The following is a 21,675-nucleotide window of genomic DNA, read 5'->3' on the forward strand; positions in this document are numbered from 1 at the left end:
GGACTCTTCACCCACCTCGGCCCCGCGCCCCCGCGCGCCGTGTCCGTCTTCCGTTTCTTCAAAGAGAGGTCCCGTGCCCTCCTCCGCTTCCTCCCGGCATCCTTCCCGTGACACACGGGTGCTGGTCACTGTCAACGCGCTGCCGCTCGCCGTCGGTGTCCTGCTCTCCTGCTCCAGGGACCTCGGAGAGATCTCCGTGTACGGACGTCTCACCCTCGGCATGGCGTGGGCACTCACGCAGATCGTCGTCCTCGTCGGCGGGACGTGGTGGTACGAGAACCGGGCCGCGTCCGCCGGCGAACCGGCGTCCGTGACGACGGCTGCCTCGCGTCCGGCCGGGGGCGAGTGGTGAAGGATTCCTTCCTGAGCTTCGGCTCGCCCGATCTCATCGGGTCCGCCGCGAGGAGTGCGGTGATCATCGCCTTCCTCGTCTTCATCGGCCTTTGCCTCCTGTGGGTCTTCACCCTCGCCACCCAGGACGACGACCCGGAACGCCTCTACGTCGCCGAGCGGTCTCTCCCACCCGTCTTCAGTGGTGTGGCGATGGCGGGAGAACAGATCACGGTCGTCATTCTGGTCTCGCTGCCGGGAGCGATCGCCCTCTTCGGCTACGACGGAGTCTCGACCGCCGTAGACAGTGCCCTCGCCCTCGGTGTCTTCCTCCTCCTCGCCTCCAGGATTCGCGCGACCCGCCGCTACACCCTCGGCGACCTGTTCTCCCTGCGTGCCGAGGGACCGGGGACGCGGATCGCCGGTGCGGTGGTGACGCTGTGCATCGCCGTACCCCTGCTCATGGTTCAACTCCGCGCCGGCGGCATCACCGCCGCCCTTCTGATCGGCATGCCGACCGAGACGGCGCAGGTGGTGTGCACGGTGCTGATGGGATTTCTCATCACCTGCTTCGCGGCAGTGGCCGATCTGCGCTGGCCGGACGGCTGCGCCTGGACACCCGCACCTTCGCCGTCGAGGAGGTCCCGATCCCGCATCCCGGCCCGGGCGAGGTCCTCGTCGAGGTGCGAGCGGCCGGAGTCTGCCTGTCCGACATCCATCTGATCGACGGCAGCCTGAGCCCGTTCCACCCCGTCGACGCCGTCAAGGATTCCGGGGCCATCACGCCCGGCCACGAGGTGGCCGGCGTCGTCCACACCGTCGGCCCCGGAGTGAAGGGCGACTGGACCCCTGGCCGGCGAGTCGTGCTCCAGGCCGGGCAGGCGTGTGGCGACTGCGCCGACTGCCTGCGTCACATGCTCTGCCGCCGGCCCCTGACCCGGGGAGTGGACTACGACGGGGGATGGGCCCAGTACGCCCTCGCCCGGGAGGACACCCTGCTCCCCATCCCGGACCACCTGCCGTTCGACCAGGCCGCGATCATCCCCGACGCCGTCTCCACCCCGTATGCCGCGATCGTGGACACCGGCGCGGTACGCCCCGCGCAGTCCGTCGGCATCTGGGGAGCCGGGGGCCTCGGCGCCCACGGCATCCGGCTCGCCCGCCTGGTCGGCGCCGCCCCCGTCATCGCCGTCGACCCGCTGCCTTCCGCCCGCGAGCGCGCCCTGCTCTTCGGCGCCGACCACGCGCTCGACCCCATGGCCGGAGACTTCGCCGCGGCGGTGCGCGAGGCCACGGCGGGCCGGGGCATCGACGTCGCCTTCGACTTCGCCGGCGTCGGAGCGGCCCGCTCCCAGGCCACCACCGTGCTCGGTCCGAACGGCGTTCTGGTGCTCGCCGGCCTCACCCCGGAGCCGGTCACCGTCGCCGACAGCATCGACTTCTGCTTCAACGTCCGGCAGATCCGTGGACACTACGGCTCCGAGCCGGAGCACGTGGAACAGCTCGTCGGACTCGCCGCCGCCGGACGGATCGACCTCGGCCCCTCGGTCAGCGCCCACGTCCCGCTGGCCGAAGCCGCGGACGCCGTCGCCCGGCTGGAGAAGAAGATCGGAGACCCGATCCGTCTCGTGCTCACCCCCTGATCAGGGGGGGTGGAGGCCGGCTCACCGCGTACAACGCGGATGATCCGGCCTCCGCCCCGCTACGCCCGGAGATCAGGTACGCGTCAGGCACCCGGTCCGCTCTCCCCTGCGGCGGCGGGCCAGACCGACACTCCAGCGGCCGTGAGCCCATGTCCCAGCCCACGGGTTCCCCTGCCCCTTCTGTGTGCCGGGCAGCGGGCAGACGAGAGGGTTGCCGACCCGAGTGGCAGTACGTCTTCGGCGCCGGGGCGTATCGAGCGCTCGTCGGATCACGCGGGCGATGGATCATTCTGTCCCGCTCTCCGGGTACCGTCAGGGTATGAGTCATCCGCACCCCCAGCTGAAAGCCGCCCCGCCCCTTGCCGAAGGAGGGCTGCGGGTCATCGCCCTGGGCGGCCTGGGTGAGATCGGCCGCAACATGACCGTCTTCGAGCACGCGGGCAAGCTGCTCATCGTCGACTGCGGGGTGCTGTTCCCCGAGGAGACCCAGCCCGGCGTGGACGTGATCCTGCCGGACTTCACGTCGATCCGGGACCGGCTGGACGACATCGTGGCCGTGGTCCTCACCCACGGCCACGAGGACCACATCGGCGGCGTGCCGTATCTGCTGCGCGAGCGGAGGGACATCCCGGTCGTCGGCTCCAAGCTGACGCTGGCGTTCCTGGAGGCCAAGCTCAAGGAACACGGCATCCGGCCGCGCCCGGTGCGGGTGCGGGAGGGCGACCGCCGTGGCTTCGGGCCCTTCGACTGCGAGTTCGTGGCGGTCAACCACTCCATCCCCGACAGCCTCGCGGTCGCGATCCGCACCCGGGCCGGGATGGTGCTGCACACCGGCGACTTCAAGATGGACCAGTTCCCTCTCGACGACCGCATCACCGATCTGCGTGCCTTCGCCCGCCTCGGCGAGGAGGGCGTGGACCTGTTCCTCACCGACTCCACCAACGCCGAAGTGCCCGGCTTCACCACCTCCGAGCGGGAGCTGAACCCGGCGATCGAGCAGGTGATGCGCACCGCGCCACGCCGGGTCATCGTCTCCAGCTTCGCCAGCCATGTGCACCGCATCCAGCAGGTCCTGGACGCCGCCCACCAGCACGGCCGCAAGGTCGCCTTCGTCGGCCGGTCGATGGTCCGCAACATGGGCATCGCCCGTGACCTGGGCTATCTGAAGGTCCCCTCCGGTCTGGTCGTGAGCACGAAGGAGCTGGAGAAGCTCCCGGATCACAGAATCGCTCTGGTGTGCACCGGCTCCCAGGGCGAACCGATGGCCGCGCTGTCACGGATGGCCAACCGCGACCACATGATCCGCATCGGCAAGGACGACACCGTCCTGCTCGCCAGCTCTCTCATCCCTGGCAACGAGAACGCCATCTACCGGGTGATCAACGGACTCACCCGGTGGGGTGCCCACGTGGTCCACAAGGGCAACGCCAAGGTGCACGTCTCCGGGCATGCCAGCGCCGGCGAACTCGTCTACTGCTACAACATCGTCAAGCCGCGCAACGTCATGCCCGTGCACGGCGAATTCCGCCACCTGCGGGCCAACGGCGACCTCGCCATCCGTACGGGTGTCGACCCCGACCGGGTCGTCATCGCCGAGGACGGCGTCGTCGTCGACCTGGTCGACGGGCGGGCGTCCATCACCGGCAAGGTTCCCGCCGGCAACGTCTACGTGGACGGCATGGAGGTCGGCGGTGCCACCGAGGCGTCCCTCAAGGACCGCCTCACCCTCGCCGCCGAAGGCGTGGTCACGGTGGTGGCGATCGTCGACGCGGACACCGGCGCCCTCGCCGAGGCTCCGGACTTCCTCGCCCGGGGCTTCGTCCACGACGACGCCACGTTCGAGCCGGTCATCCCCGTCATCGAGAAGACGCTCGCCACCGCGGCCGAGGAAGGCGTCGGGGACGCGCGCCAGCTCGAACAGCTCATCGCCCGTGCCGTGGCGAACTGGGCGTTCCGCACCTACCGCCGCAAGCCCCTGATCATCCCCGTCATCATCGACGCCTGAGCCTTCGCCCGGCGGCACGGTGCCGGTTGCGGGGTGGCCTCGGGTCCGGGCGCTTTGATCAGGTTGATGCCTTCGGCTGAGGGGCGCGGCTCTCGGCGCGCAGTTGCTCGTTGATGCGCTGCGCCTCTTCGAGCTGGTCTTCGAGGATGACGATGCGGCAGGCGGCCTCTATGGCGGTGCCCTGGTCGACGAGTTCGCGGGCGCGGGCGGCGATGCGCAGCTGGTACCGAGAGTAGCGGCGATGGCCGCCGTCGGAGCGCATCGGGGTGATCAGGCGGTGTTCGTCGAGGGCACGGAGGAAGGCAGGGGTGGTGCCGAGCATCTCGGCGGCGCGGCCCATGGTGTAGGCCGGGTAGTTGTCATCGTCGAGAGGGTCGACGGGACGGGAACCGGCAGGCGGCATAGACCTCTTCTTTCGGGGACATGTCGGGGGGCCCGGGTGCCAGTACGGCACCCGGGCCCCGAGCTTTCAACACCATCTACCGGCGCACTGCGCCGGCCTTCTTCTTCCGCATGCTCCGCCCCAGAGGGCGGGTTTGCGGGGATCGCGGATGCCTGACCGGGGACCACCTTCCCATCCGGGGCCTTGCGGTACCCGGGCGGACTGCTTCCTCGCCCGGGCGATCCTGATGGCGCGTTCTGCTCCTTACCTTTCGATTGCGCGGATACCGCGGGTGCTGCTCACAGCCCTGCTCGGGCCGTGTCCTTCTGGTCTGACCGCACAGCAGTTCGTCTCTGCTGTGCCCACTTCGACTTCTCGGTACGAAGACAACGTTAACCCTGCGACGAGGGAATGTCTACTGCCGCCATGACAGTTTTTCTGCAGGGAGTGGGCGTCTGCTTCTACCGCAGGCGGACCAGGAAGAGTGCCCGGCCGCCGGGGTCTCACGCTCCCCGTTTCCGCAGGTGAGCGATGGACGGAGGGTTCGACCGGATGCTTCGGGCCGCTCAGGCGAGCGCCGATGCCGCGGGCGACGCCGATTGGCTCGTCGCGGTCGACTCGACCGTCGAACGTGGTGATCAGCGGAGCGGGAGTCTCCGGGACCGGCGCAGCCACCCATGTCAGCCGAGAACTTTCCGACAAGTCGCTGGGTTCCGCCCACATCAGGAGTGATGCGAGGGCGACGGCCGCTTCGTGGGACTCGGCGGTCCTGTTCCTCGCCGTCCGAGTGGGGCGCGCATGAGCGCAGGGGCGCGACCGGCTGTGCACCGTGCACCGTACCCAGGGGGAAGCAGGTGCTCAGTGTCGTTCCCACCGCGGCCGTGGCTGGCGACAGTGAGGTACGAGGTAACCGCCACAGGCGGGGTTCAGTTTCACCGAACCCCGTGTCGTGGGCGTGCCGACTGGTGCGCCTAGGGAGTGTCTTTGAGTAATCGGAGTGTCATTTTGGGTCTCGGTGCCACTGGGCGAGCCATCGCTTCTTCCTTGCTGCAACGCGCGGACGTGGAGATCGTCGGAGCAGTGGACCAGGACCCCCGCGTGGCCGGTCAAGACCTCGGAGTGCTCCTTGGTGGCGCCGCGAACGGTGTCGTCGTCGTGAGCCACTCGGCCGACCTGCCGGCCGCCGACCTCGCGATCGTGGCGACCACCTCGGATCTGCACAGGGTGGCCGGCACCCTGCTGCCGCTTCTGGAGCGTTCGTACAACGTGCTGAGCATCTGCGAAGAGCTTGCCTATCCATGGCAGAGCCATCCCGACCTGGCCCGACGGCTCGACGACACGGCGAAGGCGCACGGTGTGACCGTCCTGGGCAGCGGGGCGAACCCGGGCATCCTGATGGACACCCTTCCTCTCCTGCTGACCGCACTGACCCAGCGCGTGGAGAGCGTGCGCATCCGCCGGCGGACGAACATGTCACGCTACGGCGCGATCCTGTCGAAGTTCGGCCTCGGTCTGACCCCAGAGGAGTTCGAGACGGCTCGCAGCCGGGGCGAGGTCGTCGGGCACTACGGCTTCGAGCAGGCCATCGGGGCGCTCGCGGCGGGGCTCGGATGGGGGCTCGACTCGGTGGACGTGAACGAGGTCGAACCCGCCGTCGTGACGACCTCGCCGCGTGTCGGGGAGCACCTGTGTATCGAGCCGGGGCAGATCTCGGCCGTCACTCATGCCGCCCGGGGCGTGCTCAACGGCGAAGTGGTGATCGACCTGGAGATCACGTTCGGGTTTTTCGAGCCGGCCGATGAGGTGGCCGCGGGCGACGACTACCGGATCGTCGGTGAGGAGCAGGTCATCGACCTTCGTTCCTCCGTGGGCTTCGATTCGTTCCTCAGCACGATCGCAGCGGCGGTCAACGCGGCCGCCGCGGTCGTCGAGGCGCCTCCCGGTCTCCTGTCGATGGGAGACCTCCCGGCCCGCTCGGTCGCGGCCAAGGGAGAGCGACGAGCAGCCCGGGCCTCGCTCGGGGCCACGACTTCTCAGGACTGAGACGGAGACACAGAGGACGGAAACCTCCTGCTCGCCGTCTTCACACGTCTCGCCGAAGAGACAGACACCCCCACCTAAGGAACAGCATGAGGACCGACGACACGAAATACAGCAGCTTCACCGGCTGGATCGACCGGCCGGACGACGTGCAGCCCGCGCTGGACGGCGATCTGACCTGTGACATCGCCGTCATCGGCGGCGGCATGGGTGGCATGGCGGCTGCGCTGCGCCTCGCGGAGCGTGACCAGGACGTGGTCCTGCTGGAGGCCGCGTTCTGCGGATACGGATCGGCCTCGCGCAACGGCGGTCAGATCGCTGGGGCGCCGGGTGGTGACCTGCGGATGCTCAGCCTCCAGTCCCCGAAGAAGGTGCCGGCCATGGTCAAACTGGCGGAGCACGCGGGCCACTACGTGGAAGACCTCATCAAGACGCACGACATCGACTGCGACTATGTGGCGAACGGCCTGGTGTGGGGTGCGGTCTCGCCCCTCATGATGCTCAGGGTGCGCACCCAGGCGGCGATCCTGCGCGCCTTCGGTGGGCAGGGGACTGTCGGCAGCAGAGAGGAACTCGGCCTCCCTGCAGGCTTCGTGGGCGGTATGCGGGAATCCATCGGCGGGATGCTGAACCCCGGCAAGCTCGCTCGTGGTGTGCGTCGCGCGCTGCTCGCCTCCTCGGCCAAGGTCTTCGAGCAGTCGCGGGTGAGCGATGTCCGGCGGACAGGCAGCACCGTCGAGCTCACGACACCGCATGGCATGGTGCGGGCCAACAAGGTGGTGCTCGCAACCAACGTCTACGGCGGCGAGTGGGACATCTGGCCCAAGAACCTCGCGACGCCGCTGTACGTCATCGAGATCGAGTCGGAACCCATCGCGCCGGAGCGGCTCGCCGCACTGGGCTGGACCAGCCGGTCCGGCATCATCACCCAGCACCAGTTGATGACGCACTACCGGCTCACCGAGCGCAACACCATCGTCTGCGGGGTCCGCCAAGCGCAGCGAGGCCCGGCCTTCCCGCTCCCGGACCGGGTCCCGGACCCCCGTGTCGTGCGGGACATGGGGAAGGATCTGGCCCATCGGTTCCCGTCGCTGTCCGACGTGGCCATCGAGCGGGCCTGGGGCGGTTGGATCGGCATCAGCCCGGATTGGCTGTCCATTGCCGGGCAGGTGGGTGACAACGTCTTCTACTCGATGGCCTGCAACGGCCACGGCCTCTGTCAGGTGCCGTACGTGGCCCATCAGATCGCCGACTACATTGTCGACGGTGAGATGCCGGATGACCTCGCCGGCATCTGGTCGGACGCCGCGAAGTACTCGCCGTCGATGTCGCTGCTGCTGCAGCCGCTCGTCCTCCGAGCCGTCTGGGGGATCGACCGGTTCAACGACTTCTTCAACGGCAGCAGGACGCTGGCCCGGCGGGCGCTCCGTCGTCGCAGGCGTGGGCACTCCTGAAGCTTCAGGTGGCGCCTGATCTGGGTGGGCCTGACATTCGACGACAGAACCTAGGAGGGCACGAGTGGCAGGTCGTCCGTGTAGGCGTTGACCGGCGGGGCGACGCGCTCGGCGCTTCGGACGTCGAGGGCGGCTTCCGCGGTCCTGGTACCGAGTGCGCCGCGGGGGTGCCAGGTGCCGGTGACCGCCAGCCATGTGTTGGCGGGCGGGGAGTCGGTGCCGTACATCCGCACCTTCACCGTCTGGGAGTCGGCGGCGCAGCAGGTGAAGATGATCCGGGTCAGGTACCAGCCGCCGCCGTGTGCGGCCGGCGTGGCGAAGCCGGTCATCCGGACGGTGCGGCCCTTGATGGCCCGGTCGCGGTCCTGCTGGACACGAGCGGTGAAGTCGGTGAGGGTCATGGGCAGCGGTGACGTCGCGGGCAGCGGGTCGAACGCCTTCTGTTCCTTGACCGCCTTGTCGTTGGAGCGGGCCGCCGTGTACGCGCCCAGGGCCGGCGGGGCGTAGAGGAGCAGGCTCAGCGCCGGGAAGAACAGCAGCCAGGCGACGCCCGGTACACGGGAGTGGTCGTGGCCGTGCGCATGGCCGGCGTGTTCGGCCTCTTCGGCCCGTTCGGTTCGTTCGGTGCGTTCGGCGTGTTTCCCGTCCCGCGCCGCGCCTGCCAGGCCGAGGAGCAGCAGCACAGCCCCCGAAATGATCAGCAGCGGGCGCAGCCCCTCTTTCACATAGCGCAGGTAGAGGTCGGTGAACAGGGCGGCGTGCAGCAGGCCGATGCCGGTCAGGGCCAGAAGCAGTACTTGTGCGGGGCGTTTCACAGCAGTGCCCCTCCGATCAGGGCGCTCGTGGCGATCGCCACGACGGTGGTGGCCGTCGAGAAGCGCCAGGCGAAGGCCCGGCCGAAGGTTCCGGCCTGCAGGGCGATGAGCTTCAGGTCGACCATGGGGCCGACCACCAGGAAGGCGAGCCGTGCGGTGGGCGAGAAGCCGGTGAGCGACGCCGCGACGAAGGCATCGGCTTCCGAGCAGACAGCGAGAACGACGGCGAGGCCGGCCAGGAAGAGGACCGACAGCCACGGGGAGGCCGAGAAGGCGTCCAGGACGGAACGCGGCACCATGACGTTGAAGGTCGCCGCGGCCATGGCGCCGAGGACGAGGAAACCACCGGCGTGCAGGAAGTCGTGCCGGCAGCCCTGCAGGAACTCGCGCCAGCGGCTGTGCCCGAAATGGTGGCCGGCGTGCCGGGCGCCGGGCCTGAGCCACTCCTCCCTTCCGCGCCAGAGCCACAGCCAGCCCATCACGGCAGCGGTGGCGAGCGAGGCCAGCAGGCGGGCGACGACCATCGCGGGGTTGCCGGGGAAGGCGACGGCGGTGGCGGTCAGCACGACCGGGTTGACCGCCGGCGCGGAGAGCAGGAAGGCGAAGGCGGCGGCCGGGGTGACACCGCGGCGGATCAGGCTGTTCGCCACGGGGACGGAGGCGCACTCGCAGCCTGGCAGCACCGCCCCCGCCGCGCCGGCCACCGGAACGGCGAGCGCGGCCCGCTTCGGCAGCACGCGCGTGAACAGGTCGGCCGGTACGAACGCGTTGATCGCGCCGGACAGTGCGGTGCCCAGGAGGAGGAAGGGGAGCGCCTGGACGGTGATGGCCAGGCACACGGTCCGCCAGGCCTGAACGGCCGGGTCGTTCAGCCACGCGGTGCCTGCGGCAAGAAGCAGAAGCGTCACGCCGACTGCGGTCGCGAGGACGGCGGTGAAGGGCCACCGCGGCCGGCGGCGGGGCACGGTGGGGGCGGCGGGAGCGATGGCCACTCCCGCCACGTCGGCGACCAGTTCATCCGTCTTTGCCATTCTTACTCCGGATGTCGGTGTCTGACCGACCATAAGCCGACCCTCGCCCTCGCCCACACGCCGTGTGTGAGCGTGACGCGGCTGTCGCTCGCCTGCCCGCGGCGGACGCGAAGACGGTCCGCCGGGTCGATGCGCCGGCGCATCCGGACGAGAGGCGGTGACGGCGCCCGGCGTGATCCGTTCGGCTTGCCGGCTAGCGGGTGCCGTAGGGCAGGAGCGCCATCTCGCGTGCGTTCTTGATGGCCTGTGCCATCTGCCGCTGCTGCCGGCGCGTCACCTGGGTCACCCTGCGGCTGCGGATCTTCCCGCGGTCGGAGATGAACCTCCGTAGCAGGTCGGTGTCCTTGTAGTCGATGTAGGTGATGCCGGCGGCGTCCAGCGGATTGACACGCTGACGCTTGGCGGTCTGCCGGCGGTTGCTCGTGCGTCGGGCCATGGTGGGTCGGTCCTCTCGGTCAGGTCACCGGGTCGAGTCGGTCAGGTCACCGGGTCGAGTCGGTCAGGTCACCGGGTCGAGCAGGTCGTCGAAGACCCGCGGGAGTCGTTGCCAGCCTTCTTCGCCGGCCGCGTACTCCTCGTCGGTGAGGAGGCAGGAGTCGAGCAGGGACAGCAGTCCGTCGCGGTCCAGGCCGGGCGAGGTGAAGGTGAGGTACTGGCAGCGGTCCCCGTGCTCGGGGTGCCAGCCCAGGGAGGCGGCGAGACGCCGTTCGGCCGGCACCATCTCCCACGCGGCGTCCGGCAGAGCGGCCAGCCAGGGCCCCACCGACTCCACGCACAGGGCGCCGCCCGCGGCGTCCCAGGACAGCAGGGTGTCCGGGCGGTCGGCCAGCCAGAAGCGCCCACGGCTGCGGGCGGCGGCACAGGTCAGCTCCTCCAGAGCGGCGTACAGACGCTGCGGATGGAAGGGCCGGGTGCGCCGCCAGACGAGGGTGGTCACGCCGTGCTCGTCGCACTCCTGCGGCAGCAGGGCGCAGGCCGGGTGCAGGCGGGCGGCGGCCGCCGCCACGTCGAAGCCCGCCAGCAGAGCGGGCCCCAGGGCGCCGCCGTCCACGCCCACCTTGCGCGCCCCCGGGGTCAGCTGGGCGAGCAGAGCGCGGTCGGTGTCGTCGGCGCTCTCCCCGGACGAGCCGTCCTCGACGACGGCGATCACCGTCGGGTGCTCCAACTGCCGGGCGAAGGTGTCGGCGACGGTGCGCTGGTCGGTCGGTGCGGCGGCGAGGCCCACGTCCGCCAGGTCGTCGCCGTTGAAGAGGTAGGGCAGGACGAGGGCCGGGTCGACCGCGGTGGCGACGCCGGTCAGCGCCAGCGGCGCGCCCGCGCCGGCGATCACCGCGGCCATGGCCTGTGGCTCGATCGAGTCCCACAGTTCCACGACGGCCAGCCGGTACCTGTCCTCGCCGGCGAGCCGCAGCAGTTCGGGGACCAGGTCCTCCCGCAGTGCGCAGCAGGCGCAGTCGTTCACCAGGGGGGTGTCGGCGCGGCTCAGCAGACCGTCGGCGTCGCGGACCGTGCGGTGCACGGCGCTGTCGACGGCGGCCGTCAGGTCGTGGTGCAGCGCGACGGAGCCGGGGACCGTGCGCAGGATTTCCTCGACGGCCGTCCTGCGGGCTTCGGCGTGCAGCCCCGCGACGATCGCGACGGGCAGCCTGCTCACCGCTCACCTCGTCCGTGCCCGTAGCGCCGCTCGAAGCGCTCGACCCGTCCGGCGGTGTCCAGGACGCGCTGGGTGCCGGTGCAGAAGGGGTGGCTCGCCGAGGAGATCTCGACGTCGATGACCGGGTAGGTGGTGCCGTCCTCCCATTCGACGGTCCTGTCGCCGGTGGCCGTCGAGCGGGTGAGGAAGGCGAAGTCGGCGGCCCGGTCACGGAAGACGACCGGGCGGTACTCGGGGTGGATTCCGGGCTTCATGGTTCTCAGCGCTCCTCACGGAAGTCGACGTGGCGGCCGGCGATTGGGTCGTACTTGCGCAGCGTGAGCCGGTCGGGGTCGCTGCGGCGGTTCTTGCGGGTCACGTAGGTGTAGCCGGTCCCGGCGGTGGACCTCAGCTTGATGATCGGGCGGAGCTCGTTACGGGCCATGCGCAGCACCATACACGAGTTTGGTTTTCATTTTCATTTAGCTGTTATTGTGCAGCCGTCACCGACCCACCGAGGAGGAACAACCCGTGTCCGCCCACTGCCAACTCACCGGCCGACGGCCGGGCTTCGGCCACCACATCTCCCACTCGCACCGGCGCGGCAAGCGCCGCTTCGACCCGAACATCCAGCGCAAGCGCTATTGGCTGCCCAGCGAGGGCCGCCACGTCCGCCTCACCCTGTCCGCGAAGGGCGTCAAGACGGTCGACGCGATCGGCGTCGAGTCCGCGGTGGCCCGCATCCGCGCCCGGGGAGGGAAGGTCTGATGGCGAAGAAGAGCAAGATCGCGAAGAACGAGCAGCGGCGTCTCGTCGTGGCACGGTACGCCGTGCGGCGTGCGGCACTGAAGGCGATCATCGCCTCCCCCGGCAGCTCAGCGGACGAGCGTGCCGCGGCTCGGCGGGAGTTGAGCCGGCAGCCCCGTGACGCCAGTGCCACCCGTGTACGACATCGCGACGCCGTGGACGGGCGTCCCCGCGGCCACCTGCGCGCCTTCGGCCTGTCCCGCATCCGGGTACGCGAGATGGCACACGCCGGCGAACTGCCCGGCGTGACCAAGAGCAGTTGGTGAGCGACAGCCGCTCCGCTCACAGGGCGAGCCCCTGACCCGCCGCAGCACCCACGCCGGCGGTGTGGGCGCTGTGGCGGGCCGGGGGCTCACCCACGCACAGCTGCCCCTGGGGATGCGGTCATCGACCTGCCCACCGGATTCCCTGGTGCAGGCCCTTCACTGGTTCCAGCTCTCGTCGTACGGATCGCGCGGTGCCGGCACCGGTACCGCCTCGGTGACCCGCACATACGGGATCGGGCGGTGGTTGACCGGGTCCCTGGTCTGCTTCGGGGTGTACGTTCCGGTCACCCGCAGCCAGGTGTCCGGTTGCAGCACCGGTGGGATGTCTCCCGTCAGGGCGAGCTTGACGGGCTGTGCGTCTGCGGCGCAGCAGTTCAGGGACATGCGGACCAGGTACGGCGCACCCTGTGCGTCCAGGGCGACAAAGCCCGTGATCTGCACTCTTCGCTTGCCCAGTGACCGGCCGTGGTCGTACACCGCGCGGCCCGCGTAGTCGACCAGGCTGATGCGGACGGGGTCCGAGGCCGGAAGCTTCGGGTAGCCGTACGGCTGCTGCAACGCCGTACCGGCACGCATCGCGCTGAAGGAGCCGAGTGCCGGCGGCGCCACCAGGATCAGTGCGAGGAGGGGAATCAACAGGAGCCACGCGACGCGTGGTGCACGATGGCCGTGAGCGGCGTCCGCACAACGGTCGCGTACGCTGCGGCTCTTGACCTCGTACCACACCGCTGCCGCCGCGCCGGCCACGAGCACGGCCCCCGCCGCCAGCAGCAGCGGCCGCAACCCCGCCTTGACGTACCGCAGATACAGGTCGGTGAACCCGGCGTGCAGGGTCACCGCGCCGACCAGGAACATGACCACCGCCTGGGCCTGCCGGTTCACCAGAGCACCGCCCCGGTCAGCACCGCCACCACGATCGCCAGCACGAACGTGGCCGGGGCGAAGCGGAGCGCGAAGCCGCGGCCGAAGGTACCCGCCTGCATCGCGAACAGCTTCAGGTCGATCATCGGTCCGACCACCAGGAAGACCAGCTTCGCCGTCAGCGAGAACTGCGTCAGTGACGCCGCCACGAACGCGTCCGCCTCCGAGCAGATCGACAGCAGCACGGCCAGAACCGCCAACGCGGTCACGGCGGCAAGAGGGTTGCCCGCCGCTGTGCGCAGCCAGCCCTCGGGAGCCACCGCCTTGAGCGTCGCGGCCGCCATCGCCCCCAGGACCAGGAAACCGCCCGCGTGCATCACATCGTGCCGGACCGAGTCCCAGAACGCCGCGCCCTTGCTCTGCCCGTCGTGTCGCGCGTGGGCCGGCGGACGCAGCCACTCCGTGCGGCCGAGCCGCTGCCACAGCCAGCCCATGGCGCACGCGACGAGCAGACTGGCCACGAGACGCCCCAGCACCATGTCCGGCCGGCGCGGAAACGCCACCGCCGTCGCCGTCAGCACCACCGGGTTGATCGCCGGTGCCGACAGCAGGAAGGCGATGGCCGCGGCGGGCGTCACCCCACGACGCACCAGCGCGCCCGCCACCGGGACCGACGCGCACTCGCAGCCCGGCAGCACCGCGCCCGCCAGGCCCGCGACCGGCACGGCGAGCGCCGGGCGGCCGGGCAGAGCGCGGGCGAAGAACGAGGGAGGGACGAAGACCGCGAGCGCCGCGGACAGCAGGACACCCAGCACCAGGAAAGGCAGGGCCTGGAGCACCACCGCCACGAACACCGTCATCCAGCTCTGCATCACCGGAGCGGCGAGGGCCCTGCGCATCGGGCCCTGCACCATGACGAGCAGGAGCAGGGCCGTGACCAGGACGACGGAGGAGTTCAGCCGCCGGCCGTCACCGGCCGCGCGGTCGGCGCCGGCACGGTCACTCGCCGTTTCCGCCGGCCGAACGTGCTGATCCGGCGCCCGTGTCGCGGCGTGCCGATCGTCCGTCCCGGTGGTGGCTGGTCTCGTGGTGGCCACGGGTACGACACCTCCGGCGGGCGGCGCTGACGGGAACAGTTCCTCCTGACTACGGCGGCCACGGCACAGGCGTTCAGCGCCCGCCCGAAACCGTGCGAACCCTTTGCCCGCCCAGGCCGCCCCGGCAAGACCGGTGAACGCCGGTTGCCTCGTCACCCGGGCTCCGGTCTGCGTCGCCGGCACGATGCCCAGCGTCCAGCGCCCGTACCGGGAAGCCGCTGCGAGCGGCCCGCGCCCGGCCCCGAGGGGCCGCTCCTCTGACCGCCGGTCCGGCCGGTCCGGGAGCGACCGGATACAGTGCGCGAGACGGCAGCCCGGCCAGGGAGGGCAAGCGTGACCGACACCAGCAACACCCGATCCGCCGAGAGTGCGGCGCCGGCGCCGCGGCCGAGCCGGCTGCGCCGCGTGATGCGCTACCTCCCCCTGATCGCGCCCGTCCTGCTGTGGGCCGTGCCCTGCTGCGTCCTGCTGTACACCGGCCAGCGCTGGCCGCTGCCGGTCACGATCGCCGGCACCGCCCTGTTCGTCCTCGGCCTCGTCGGCATGCCGCTCGCGATGGCGCGCGGCCACGGCCGGCGCCAGCAGGACCGGGCGGCGATCGTCGGTGACACCCTGCTGGGCACCAGCTGGGTCCTGTTCACCTGGTCCGTTCTGCTCGGTGTCTTCCTTCGGCTCGCGCTGACCGTGGCCGGCGTGGGCGAGAGCCAGGAGCGTGCCCGCACCGTCACGTGGGCCGTCCTCGGCGTCGCCGCCGTCCTGCTCGCCTGGGGGTACGCCGAGGCCCGCCGCGTGCCCCGCGTGCGCCGAGTCGACGTGACCCTGCCCCGGCTGGGTGCCGGACTGGACGGGCTCCGGGTCGCCCTCATCACCGACACCCACTACGGCCCACTCGACCGCGCCCGCTGGTCGGAGAGGGTGTGCGAGCGGGTGAACACCCTGGAAGCCGACCTGGTCTGCCACACCGGCGACATCGCGGACGGCACGGCCGAGCGCCGCCGCGCCCAGGCCACCCCGCTCGGGACCGTGCGGGCCACCCGTGCCCGCGTCTACGTCACCGGCAACCACGAGTACTACAGCGAGGCCCAGGGCTGGGTCGGCCTGATGGGCGAGCTGGGCTGGGAGCCGCTGCGCAACCGCCACCTGCTGCTCGAACGCGGGGGCGACACCCTCGTGGTCGCCGGTGTGGACGACGTCACCGCCGAGGCCTCCGGCCTGGCCGGCCACCGCGCCCACCTCGCCGGAGCCCTGGACGGCGCCGACCCCGCCCTGCCCGTCCTGCTCCTGGCACACCAGCCCGCGTTCGTCGACCGGGCGGCCGCCGCGGGCGTCGACCTCCAGCTCTCCGGGCACACCCACGGCGGCCAGATCTGGCCCTTCCACTACCTCGTCCGCCTCGATCAGCCCGCACTCGCCGGCCTCACCCGCCACGGCGCCCGCACCCTGCTCTACACCAGTCGGGGCACCGGCTTCTGGGGCCCGCCGTTCCGCGTCTTCGCCCCCAGCGAGATCACCCTGCTCGTCCTCCGCAGCCCGCACCCGCCCACCTCGCCGTAGCGAAGGGGCGGGGCCCACACGTCCGCTCAAGGCGTCGTGCGGGCCCCGGCGGGCGTGCCGATCGCCGAGGCCGCCGCCGTGACGGCGGCGGCCCGGGGACCGGTCTTGTCAGGTGCGGGTCCAGCGCTGGTTGCTGCCGTTCGAGCAGGAGTAGAGCTGGATCAGGGTGCCGTTGGCGGTGCCGGCTCCGACGGCGTCGAGGCAGAGTCCGGACTGGACGCCGACGATGGAACCGTCGGAGCCCAGGCGCCACTTCTGGTTGTCGCCGCCCCAGCAGCTGTAGATCTGCACCTTGGTGCCGTTGCCCGTGCCGGCGGCGTCCAGGCACTTGTTGCCGTAGACCCTGAGTTCACCGGCGTCGGTGTACGTCCACTGCTGGTTGGTGGCGCCGTTGCAGTCCCACAGCTGGACCTGGGTGCCGTCGGTGGTGGTGGCGTTGGGCACGTCCAGGCAGCGGCCCGAGCCGACGCCCTTGATCTGGCCGCCGGTCGTGGGAGGAGGCGTGGTGGTGGAGCCGCCGTTGAGCGCGTTGAGGACGGCGGTGTAGGCGGGCTTCTTGCTGCCGTCGTTGTTGAACAGCAGCGGGGTGTCACCGGACCGCCAGGAGTCGCTGTCGCGCACGCCCCAGACGGTGATGCCGAGGCAGCGCGAGACGGCCAGGCAGTCGTTGGTCACGGCGGCGTAGGTCGAGGACGACGCTCCCTGGATGTCGAGCTCGGTGACGGCCACGTCGACGCCGAGGGCGGCGAAGTTCTGCAGCGTGGTACGGAAGTTGCTGTTGTACGGGCTGCCGCTGTTGAAGTGGGACTGGAAGCCGACGCAGTCGATCGGCACGCCGCGCGACTTGAAGTCGCGGACCATGTTGTACACGCCCTGGGTCTTGGCCCAGGTCCAGTTCTCGATGTTGTAGTCGTTGTAACAGAGCTTGGCCGCCGGGTCGGCGGCGCGCGCGGTGCGGAAGGCGACCTCGATCCAGTCGTTGCCCGTGCGCTGCAGGTTGGAGTCGCGCCGGCCGCCCGAACCGTCGTCGGAGAAGGCCTCGTTGACGACGTCCCACTGGGCGATCTTGCCCTTGTAGTGGCCCATCACGCCGTTGATGTGGTCGATCATCGCCTGGCGCAGGGTGCTGCCGCTGAGGCTCTGCATCCAGCTGGGCTGCTGGGAGTGCCAGGCCAGGGTGTGGCCGCGCACCTTCTTGCCGTTCTGCACCGCCCAGTTGTAGACGCGGTCGCCGGCGGTGAAGTTGAACTGGCCCCGCTGCGGTTCGGTGGCGTCGATCTTCATCTCGTTCTCGGCCGTGACCATGTTGAACTCACGGCCGGCGATCGACGTGTACGCCGAGTCGCCGAGCTTGCCGGAGGCGATGGCGGTGCCGAAGTAGCGGCCGCTCTGCGCCGCGGCGGCACCGAGCGTGCTCTCGGCGGCGTGTGCGGGCGGTGGCGTGACGAGGGCGGCGACCACACCGAGGACGCCGACGGCGAGCGTCACCAGCGGGCCGCGGGCCCTGCGGCGGGCGACGGGTCTGGGAAGGGCATGAGAGCCCATGGGTGTGCCTCCTGAAGGTGGACATCACGGATGGCCGAAGCGCGCGAGAAAGGTGCGTTCGCTTCCTACGGACGGTGCCAGGCCGACTCGGTTCGAAATCTCGGCCTACGGTCGGTTTCCCAGTCGGGATGATTGAGGCATTGACGGTGGCTCGTCAACCCTCTCTGCAGGGAAATATTTCCGACCCACCTTCGAAACTTTCGCATTCAGTAACCGCGTCCGGTGATTCCCGCGCCGACGAGCCTTCACGCGCATATCCGGTCATCGTGCGGCATGTGATGCCACGTCAACTCGCCAACCGCAGGAACGATTTGCGGCCAGAACGGTGACACGCCTTGACCGGACGACCCCGTCTCCCTAGCTTGTGGCGTCACAGGAACCGGAAATCTTCTCGCAACATTCGAACGCGACGCGCTTCTGCCCCGCGCGACCGCTCCGCGGTTCGCCGGCGGCACCTCACCTCACCCAGGAGTCACCGTGACGTGGTTCGGCCGCTGGTCCTCAGTCCGTCCGAGACGCTTGGCCGACGACATGACGTGGGTCCGGCTCCGGTAAGGAGCCGGACCCACAGGGTCACCAGTCCGGGTACGTCCTGTGCGCCGGTCCCGAGTCGCCTCCACCGCGGCTCGGGACCGGCGCCCGGGTGCCGTCCTCGTCAGTACGTGTGCAGCGTCAGCCCGTAGCGGTTGAGGATCTCGTTGACGGGCTGGAACCATGTCTCGCCGCCGCTGGTGCAGTTGCCCCAGCCGCCGGAGGTGACGCCCTGCGCCTGGTCGCCGGTGATGAAGGAGCCGCCGGAGTCGCCGGGTTCGGCGCAGACGCTCGTCTTGGTCAGCTGGTGCACGGCGCCCTGGCTGTAGTTGACGGTCTCATCGAGGGCCAGCACCGTGCCGCAGTGCCAGTGCGACGTCGATCCGGAGCGGCAGACGGAGGAGCCGACCGGTGCCACCGCCGAGCCGCGCACGAGCTGGTCGGGCACCGTGCCCCAGCCCAGGACGACGGGGACCGTCCACCAGCCGTTGCCGACGCTGACCCAGGCGTAGTCGTTGTCCGGGAAGGACGAGCCCTGGAAGGTGCCGATGTAGGAGCCGTCCCAGCCGCTGACCCCGGCTCCGGCCCGGCCGCAGTGGCCGGCGGTCACGAAACCGCCGTACACGGAGAAGCCGATGGAGCAGCGGACGTTGCCCGTGTAGTAGGGGTCGCCGCCGACCGTTCCCGCGGCGAAGGTGCGCGGTGCGGCCGACACGGTCCGGACGGTGACGGGGCCGGTGCGGCGGGCCTGGGACAGGAACCCGCGGACATCGTTGTCAGCCTGGTGGTCGCGGAGGACGTCGACGACGACCGTGTTGGCGACCGGATCGACGTGCCAGCCGCTCACACCGGACGGCGCGGGCAGCCGGTCGATGCGCGCCTTGGCGGCGTCCAGTCGGCGGGCGCTGTACGTGGCGGTGCGGACCTCCGCTCCGGCCGCCTTGACGGTGTGGCGTACGGCGTCCGAGGCGTCGGGGGTCAGCGCCACGGTCAGGCGTCCGCTCGCCGCGTCGAACCAGGAGCCGGCGTAGCTGCTGCCCGCGGCGCGGGTCAGCCGCGGTGCGAGGGCCGCGGCCTTCTTCTCGGCGGCGATCCTCGCCTCCGCCTGCTGCCGGGTGAGGCCGAGGTCGCGCTGCATGGCGGTCACGATGCCCTCGGACGCGGCGGGGGCGGCCTTCGCGGTGGTGCCGGCGCTGTCCGCCGCGGCGGGGAGGGTGCTTGCGCTCAGGCCGCCGAGGAGGAGCGAGGCGGCCACGAGTGCGTGCTTGAGCCGTGCGGTTCTCATGAGCGTTGCCCTTCGTCGTTCCAGCGGTGGGGGTGGAACCAGCGATTGATGAGAGCGCTCTCAGGCTTGCGGACCCGAGCTTAGCGGCGTTCGTTTATCAGGTCCATGCCAATCACGCGACCGCGTGCACCGCCGCTGTCACCGGGCCGCCGTACTGTTCCCCTCGTCCGCCCGGCCGGTCGGGCGGCGGGAGGAGGAGACATGGAGTGGACCGGGGACGCCCGGCGGGCGGCCGGACCGGAGGCCGCCTGGTACCTCGACACGGCGTTCACGCCCGGAGCGCAACTGGGGACGGTCTACGACGACCCGTCAACGCCGGTCGTGGTCACGGGAATCGAGGAGGTGACCCGTCTACGTCTGCCCAGCGGGCGCCTCGTCGTGGACGCGCCGTGGCATGACGACGAAACCTGGAACTACGAGCGCGGGTTGCCCACGAGCCCGCCACGGGAACTGGCCGAGCGGTTCCCGCCCGGCACCTACCCGGTGGACCTCGCGTGGACCGCCGGGCCCTACGAGTTCTTCGGCCGGCACTTCGACGGCGTCCAGTGCGCCGCGACCCGCTTGCGTCTGCGTGACGACCCCGTCGTCGGATGGGAGATGGGGCTGGGCGTCGACGACGACCTCGACCGGATGCGGCCGGGCGAGCAACCGCGCTTCTTCTCCGACGCCAACGTGGGCTGCTTCGCCGACGCCGGTGCGTGGGCGGCGTTGTCCGCGCCGTTCCGTACGTATGTGGACGGCCGGCCGGTGCCGCGCGACCGCGAGGAGCTGTCCGGCGGGTGCGAGCGGGTGGCCGACGAGTCGCACCGAGCCGACCTGGTCACGTTCACCGCGGAGTCGGGCGGCGTCGTCTGGCTGGGCCGCACCGAGCGCGGCGACGTGGCCTCGGTCGTCGTCACCAGTGGCATGCCGGGCGCCAAGGCCTGACGGACCGTCATAGGGGTCTCGGGAGCGGGGGCGGGGTTTCGGGCGCCGCACGCTCCCCGCGTCGGCGCAGGTACCGTGCTGTACGAGCCCCGCTCAGCACCGTCCGATCACCTCCGGGAGAAGTGTCCGTTGACCTCCGCCAGCTGCTACGAGCCGATGGACGAGCACCGCTACAAGCCGACCACGCACGCGGGCGGGGCCTGGAGCACGGACGAGCAGCACTTCAGCCCGCTCGGCGGACTCGTCGTCCACGCCCTGGACCGCCACCGTGCCGCGGCGGGGGACGACGGGCTGGTCCTGTCCCGGATCAGCTACGACATCCTCGGCCGGCTCGCCCTGGACGAGTGCGAGATCGAGGTGGAGACGGTCCGTCCCGGACGGACCATCGAGCTTCTCGAAGCGGTCGTACGGATCGCGGGCCGCCCGGTCGTCCGGGCCCGCGCCTGGTTCCTGGCCCGCCTCGACACCAGCGCGGTCGCGGGCGGCCCCGACGACCGTCTCACCCCGCCCGAGGCGCTCGCCCCGTGGCCGCTGTCCGGGCTGTGGCCGGGCGGCTACATCGCCTCCCTGGACGTCCGCCCGGTCAGCCCGCCGCGGCCGGGGCGTACGACCGCGTGGGTCTCCACGCCGCTGGACCTGGTGGCCGGCACCCGGGTCAGCCCGCTCGCGTCGTATCTCGCCCTGGTCGACACCGCCAACGGGATCGCCGTACGGCAGCCGCCCACGGAGTGGATGTTCCCCAACGTCGACCTCACCGTCCACCTCCACCGGCCCCCGCGCGGCGACTGGACCGGCCTGGACACCACCGTCACGTTCGGCCCCTCGGGGCAGGGCCTCACCAGCACGGTGCTGCACGACGTGGACGGGCCGGTCGGACACGCCCAGCAGATCCTCACCGTCCGGCCGCTGGGCACCTGACGCCGGTGGGCACCGCGCCTGACGCCGGGCGCGGTGACCACCCCGACGACCAGCGCGAAGTCGCCCCGCGGCGGGGACGGGCGGGGAGGTTGCAGAGCCGGGGGCACGGGCTGAAACTGGTGGTAGACAGGCCTTTTCGGAGGCCGTGGACGCCGGGCTGACGCCGGTTTCCCGGCCGGGTGACGGCGACCGGGTCCCCCGCGAGGAAGGACGCGCCCTCGCCCTTTCCCCCTGTCGCGGACCCCCGAGCCGCGCCACCCGTCGGCCAGGAAACCGCGAAGTCCCGCCCCCCGGGCGACGACGCGCCGGCGTGCGTCCCCGCCCTCGGCGGACCTCTCTTCCACACGGTCATCGACGACCCGGCCGCCCGGCACGGGTGTCGGTGCGTGCCGACCCCTAGGGGGTGTCTCGTCGATCAGGCCGGATCAGGGAGCGGCGTCTGGTGCCGTGCATCGGAAGGCGGAGGAGGGAGTCGATGCGGAGCATCGGCGAGTGACGACAACGCGGCGAGGTGCGGTGCCAGGCGCCGCGAGCCCGGCGTGATCGACGAG

General features: G+C 71.0%; 22 protein-coding genes. 11 read left to right on the forward strand and 11 right to left on the reverse strand.

The genetic code is table 11. The features are described 5' to 3' along the window. Positions 1 to 118 precede the first annotated feature (118 nt). The 4 genes from ACF1AL_RS38580 (at position 119) to ACF1AL_RS38595 (ending at position 3,978) form a co-directional block, all read left to right on the forward strand. On the forward strand, positions 119 to 352 hold the full coding sequence (locus ACF1AL_RS38580; RefSeq protein ID WP_391662349.1) for a hypothetical protein: 234 nt from the start codon (positions 119 to 121) through the stop codon (positions 350 to 352). 59 nt (positions 353 to 411) lie between these two features. After that, the gene (locus ACF1AL_RS38585) at positions 412 to 1,053 is read left to right on the forward strand and encodes a hypothetical protein (protein ID WP_391777425.1); all 642 of its coding nucleotides are present in this window, start codon (positions 412 to 414) and stop codon (positions 1,051 to 1,053) included. Continuing rightward, a complete protein-coding gene (locus tag ACF1AL_RS38590) occupies positions 936 to 1,973 on the forward strand; it encodes a zinc-binding dehydrogenase (protein WP_391777917.1) in 1,038 nt (345 codons plus the stop codon). Before ACF1AL_RS38585 ends, ACF1AL_RS38590 begins: the two co-directional genes overlap by 118 nt. 319 nt (positions 1,974 to 2,292) lie before the next feature. After that, complete coding sequence (locus tag ACF1AL_RS38595; RefSeq protein ID WP_391659696.1) at positions 2,293 to 3,978, forward strand: ribonuclease J; 1,686 nt, start codon at positions 2,293 to 2,295, stop codon at positions 3,976 to 3,978. Positions 3,979 to 4,036: 58 nt separating this feature from the next. On the opposite strand, the gene ACF1AL_RS38600 is transcribed toward ACF1AL_RS38595, so the two are convergent. Continuing rightward, positions 4,037 to 4,381, reverse strand: coding sequence for a MerR family transcriptional regulator (locus ACF1AL_RS38600; protein ID WP_391777424.1), 345 nt, complete (start codon positions 4,379 to 4,381; stop codon positions 4,037 to 4,039). A gap of 1,041 nt (positions 4,382 to 5,422) precedes the next feature. Here ACF1AL_RS38600 and ACF1AL_RS38605 point away from each other — a divergent pair. Further along, complete coding sequence (locus tag ACF1AL_RS38605) at positions 5,423 to 6,403, forward strand: dihydrodipicolinate reductase (protein ID WP_391659694.1); 981 nt, start codon at positions 5,423 to 5,425, stop codon at positions 6,401 to 6,403. Between the two features lie 86 nt (positions 6,404 to 6,489). Beyond that, positions 6,490 to 7,854 carry an NAD(P)/FAD-dependent oxidoreductase gene (locus ACF1AL_RS38610; RefSeq protein ID WP_391777423.1) on the forward strand — a complete coding sequence of 455 codons (1,365 nt, stop codon included), beginning with the start codon at positions 6,490 to 6,492 and terminating at the stop codon, positions 7,852 to 7,854. Between the two features lie 50 nt (positions 7,855 to 7,904). On the opposite strand, the gene ACF1AL_RS38615 is transcribed toward ACF1AL_RS38610, so the two are convergent. The 6 genes from ACF1AL_RS38615 to rpmG all read right to left on the reverse strand — a co-directional run bounded on the left by ACF1AL_RS38615 (position 7,905) and on the right by rpmG (position 11,778). Beyond that, positions 7,905 to 8,669 (reverse strand): TIGR03943 family putative permease subunit, encoded by a 765-nt coding sequence (locus ACF1AL_RS38615; protein WP_391828756.1) that lies wholly within the window; start codon positions 8,667 to 8,669, stop codon positions 7,905 to 7,907. Then, the gene (locus ACF1AL_RS38620; RefSeq protein ID WP_391828758.1) at positions 8,666 to 9,700 is read right to left on the reverse strand and encodes a permease; all 1,035 of its coding nucleotides are present in this window, start codon (positions 9,698 to 9,700) and stop codon (positions 8,666 to 8,668) included. Before ACF1AL_RS38620 ends, ACF1AL_RS38615 begins: the two co-directional genes overlap by 4 nt. Positions 9,701 to 9,893: 193 nt before the next feature. Then, positions 9,894 to 10,136, reverse strand: a complete 243-nt coding sequence (gene rpsR / locus ACF1AL_RS38625; RefSeq protein WP_391659690.1) for a 30S ribosomal protein S18 — start codon at positions 10,134 to 10,136, stop codon at positions 9,894 to 9,896. A 63-nt stretch (positions 10,137 to 10,199) separates the two neighbouring features. Continuing rightward, entirely contained in the window at positions 10,200 to 11,345 is a 1,146-nt protein-coding gene (locus ACF1AL_RS38630; protein ID WP_391828769.1) for a GTP-binding protein, read from the reverse strand. A 5-nt stretch (positions 11,346 to 11,350) separates the two neighbouring features. After that, positions 11,351 to 11,608: a type B 50S ribosomal protein L31 gene (locus tag ACF1AL_RS38635; protein ID WP_391828760.1), complete on the reverse strand. Its 258-nt coding sequence runs from the start codon at positions 11,606 to 11,608 to the stop codon at positions 11,351 to 11,353. A 5-nt stretch (positions 11,609 to 11,613) separates the two neighbouring features. Next, the gene (gene rpmG, locus ACF1AL_RS38640; RefSeq protein WP_391828762.1) at positions 11,614 to 11,778 is read right to left on the reverse strand and encodes a 50S ribosomal protein L33; all 165 of its coding nucleotides are present in this window, start codon (positions 11,776 to 11,778) and stop codon (positions 11,614 to 11,616) included. 86 nt (positions 11,779 to 11,864) lie between these two features. On the opposite strand from rpmG, the gene rpmB reads away from it, so the two are divergent. Together rpmB and rpsN are read left to right on the forward strand one after the other, a co-directional pair. Next, the gene (gene rpmB, locus ACF1AL_RS38645; RefSeq protein ID WP_366834991.1) at positions 11,865 to 12,101 is read left to right on the forward strand and encodes a 50S ribosomal protein L28; all 237 of its coding nucleotides are present in this window, start codon (positions 11,865 to 11,867) and stop codon (positions 12,099 to 12,101) included. After that, complete coding sequence (rpsN, locus tag ACF1AL_RS38650; protein ID WP_391659689.1) at positions 12,101 to 12,406, forward strand: 30S ribosomal protein S14; 306 nt, start codon at positions 12,101 to 12,103, stop codon at positions 12,404 to 12,406. Before rpmB ends, rpsN begins: the two co-directional genes overlap by 1 nt. 156 nt (positions 12,407 to 12,562) lie before the next feature. Here the strand turns inward: rpsN and ACF1AL_RS38655 are convergent, their stop codons facing one another. Together ACF1AL_RS38655 and ACF1AL_RS38660 are read right to left on the reverse strand one after the other, a co-directional pair. Beyond that, positions 12,563 to 13,288 (reverse strand): TIGR03943 family putative permease subunit, encoded by a 726-nt coding sequence (locus tag ACF1AL_RS38655; RefSeq protein ID WP_391828763.1) that lies wholly within the window; start codon positions 13,286 to 13,288, stop codon positions 12,563 to 12,565. After that, on the reverse strand, positions 13,285 to 14,226 hold the full coding sequence (locus ACF1AL_RS38660; protein WP_391828771.1) for a permease: 942 nt from the start codon (positions 14,224 to 14,226) through the stop codon (positions 13,285 to 13,287). The genes ACF1AL_RS38655 and ACF1AL_RS38660 overlap by 4 nt, the downstream gene beginning before the upstream one ends. Positions 14,227 to 14,697: 471 nt before the next feature. On the opposite strand from ACF1AL_RS38660, the gene ACF1AL_RS38665 reads away from it, so the two are divergent. Continuing rightward, the gene (locus tag ACF1AL_RS38665) at positions 14,698 to 15,918 is read left to right on the forward strand and encodes a metallophosphoesterase (RefSeq protein WP_391828765.1); all 1,221 of its coding nucleotides are present in this window, start codon (positions 14,698 to 14,700) and stop codon (positions 15,916 to 15,918) included. A 108-nt stretch (positions 15,919 to 16,026) separates the two neighbouring features. On the opposite strand, the gene ACF1AL_RS38670 is transcribed toward ACF1AL_RS38665, so the two are convergent. After that, positions 16,027 to 17,463 carry an endo-1,4-beta-xylanase gene (locus ACF1AL_RS38670; RefSeq protein ID WP_391828767.1) on the reverse strand — a complete coding sequence of 479 codons (1,437 nt, stop codon included), beginning with the start codon at positions 17,461 to 17,463 and terminating at the stop codon, positions 16,027 to 16,029. 655 nt (positions 17,464 to 18,118) lie between these two features. Then, positions 18,119 to 19,279, reverse strand: a complete 1,161-nt coding sequence (locus tag ACF1AL_RS38675) for a S1 family peptidase (RefSeq protein WP_391696144.1) — start codon at positions 19,277 to 19,279, stop codon at positions 18,119 to 18,121. Positions 19,280 to 19,480: 201 nt separating this feature from the next. On the opposite strand from ACF1AL_RS38675, the gene ACF1AL_RS38680 reads away from it, so the two are divergent. Both ACF1AL_RS38680 and ACF1AL_RS38685 read left to right on the forward strand, forming a co-directional pair. After that, positions 19,481 to 20,206, forward strand: coding sequence for a DUF4241 domain-containing protein (locus tag ACF1AL_RS38680; RefSeq protein WP_366834984.1), 726 nt, complete (start codon positions 19,481 to 19,483; stop codon positions 20,204 to 20,206). 156 nt (positions 20,207 to 20,362) lie between these two features. Beyond that, positions 20,363 to 21,124, forward strand: a complete 762-nt coding sequence (locus tag ACF1AL_RS38685; RefSeq protein WP_391828773.1) for a thioesterase family protein — start codon at positions 20,363 to 20,365, stop codon at positions 21,122 to 21,124. Positions 21,125 to 21,675: the final 551 nt, after the last annotated feature.

The organism is Streptomyces sp. NPDC014801 (genome assembly GCF_043082085.1).
Lineage (GTDB): Bacteria > Actinomycetota > Actinomycetes > Streptomycetales > Streptomycetaceae > Streptomyces.

Excerpts from the sequence above, each read along its gene's own strand:
- ACF1AL_RS38595 (WP_391659696.1), top strand. The coding sequence starts at position 2,293 with ATGAGTCATCCGCACCCCCAGCTGAAAGCCGCCCCGCCCCTTGCCGAA.
- ACF1AL_RS38600 (WP_391777424.1), bottom strand. The coding sequence starts at position 4,381 with ATGCCGCCTGCCGGTTCCCGTCCCGTCGACCCTCTCGACGATGACAAC.
- ACF1AL_RS38610 (WP_391777423.1), top strand. The coding sequence starts at position 6,490 with ATGAGGACCGACGACACGAAATACAGCAGCTTCACCGGCTGGATCGAC.
- ACF1AL_RS38620 (WP_391828758.1), bottom strand. The coding sequence starts at position 9,700 with ATGGCAAAGACGGATGAACTGGTCGCCGACGTGGCGGGAGTGGCCATC.
- rpsR (WP_391659690.1), bottom strand. The coding sequence starts at position 10,136 with ATGGCCCGACGCACGAGCAACCGCCGGCAGACCGCCAAGCGTCAGCGT.
- ACF1AL_RS38635 (WP_391828760.1), bottom strand. The coding sequence starts at position 11,608 with ATGAAGCCCGGAATCCACCCCGAGTACCGCCCGGTCGTCTTCCGTGAC.
- rpmG (WP_391828762.1), bottom strand. The coding sequence starts at position 11,778 with ATGGCCCGTAACGAGCTCCGCCCGATCATCAAGCTGAGGTCCACCGCC.
- rpsN (WP_391659689.1), top strand. The coding sequence starts at position 12,101 with ATGGCGAAGAAGAGCAAGATCGCGAAGAACGAGCAGCGGCGTCTCGTC.
- ACF1AL_RS38670 (WP_391828767.1), bottom strand. The coding sequence starts at position 17,463 with ATGGGCTCTCATGCCCTTCCCAGACCCGTCGCCCGCCGCAGGGCCCGC.
- ACF1AL_RS38675 (WP_391696144.1), bottom strand. The coding sequence starts at position 19,279 with ATGAGAACCGCACGGCTCAAGCACGCACTCGTGGCCGCCTCGCTCCTC.
- ACF1AL_RS38680 (WP_366834984.1), top strand. The coding sequence starts at position 19,481 with ATGGAGTGGACCGGGGACGCCCGGCGGGCGGCCGGACCGGAGGCCGCC.
- ACF1AL_RS38685 (WP_391828773.1), top strand. The coding sequence starts at position 20,363 with ATGGACGAGCACCGCTACAAGCCGACCACGCACGCGGGCGGGGCCTGG.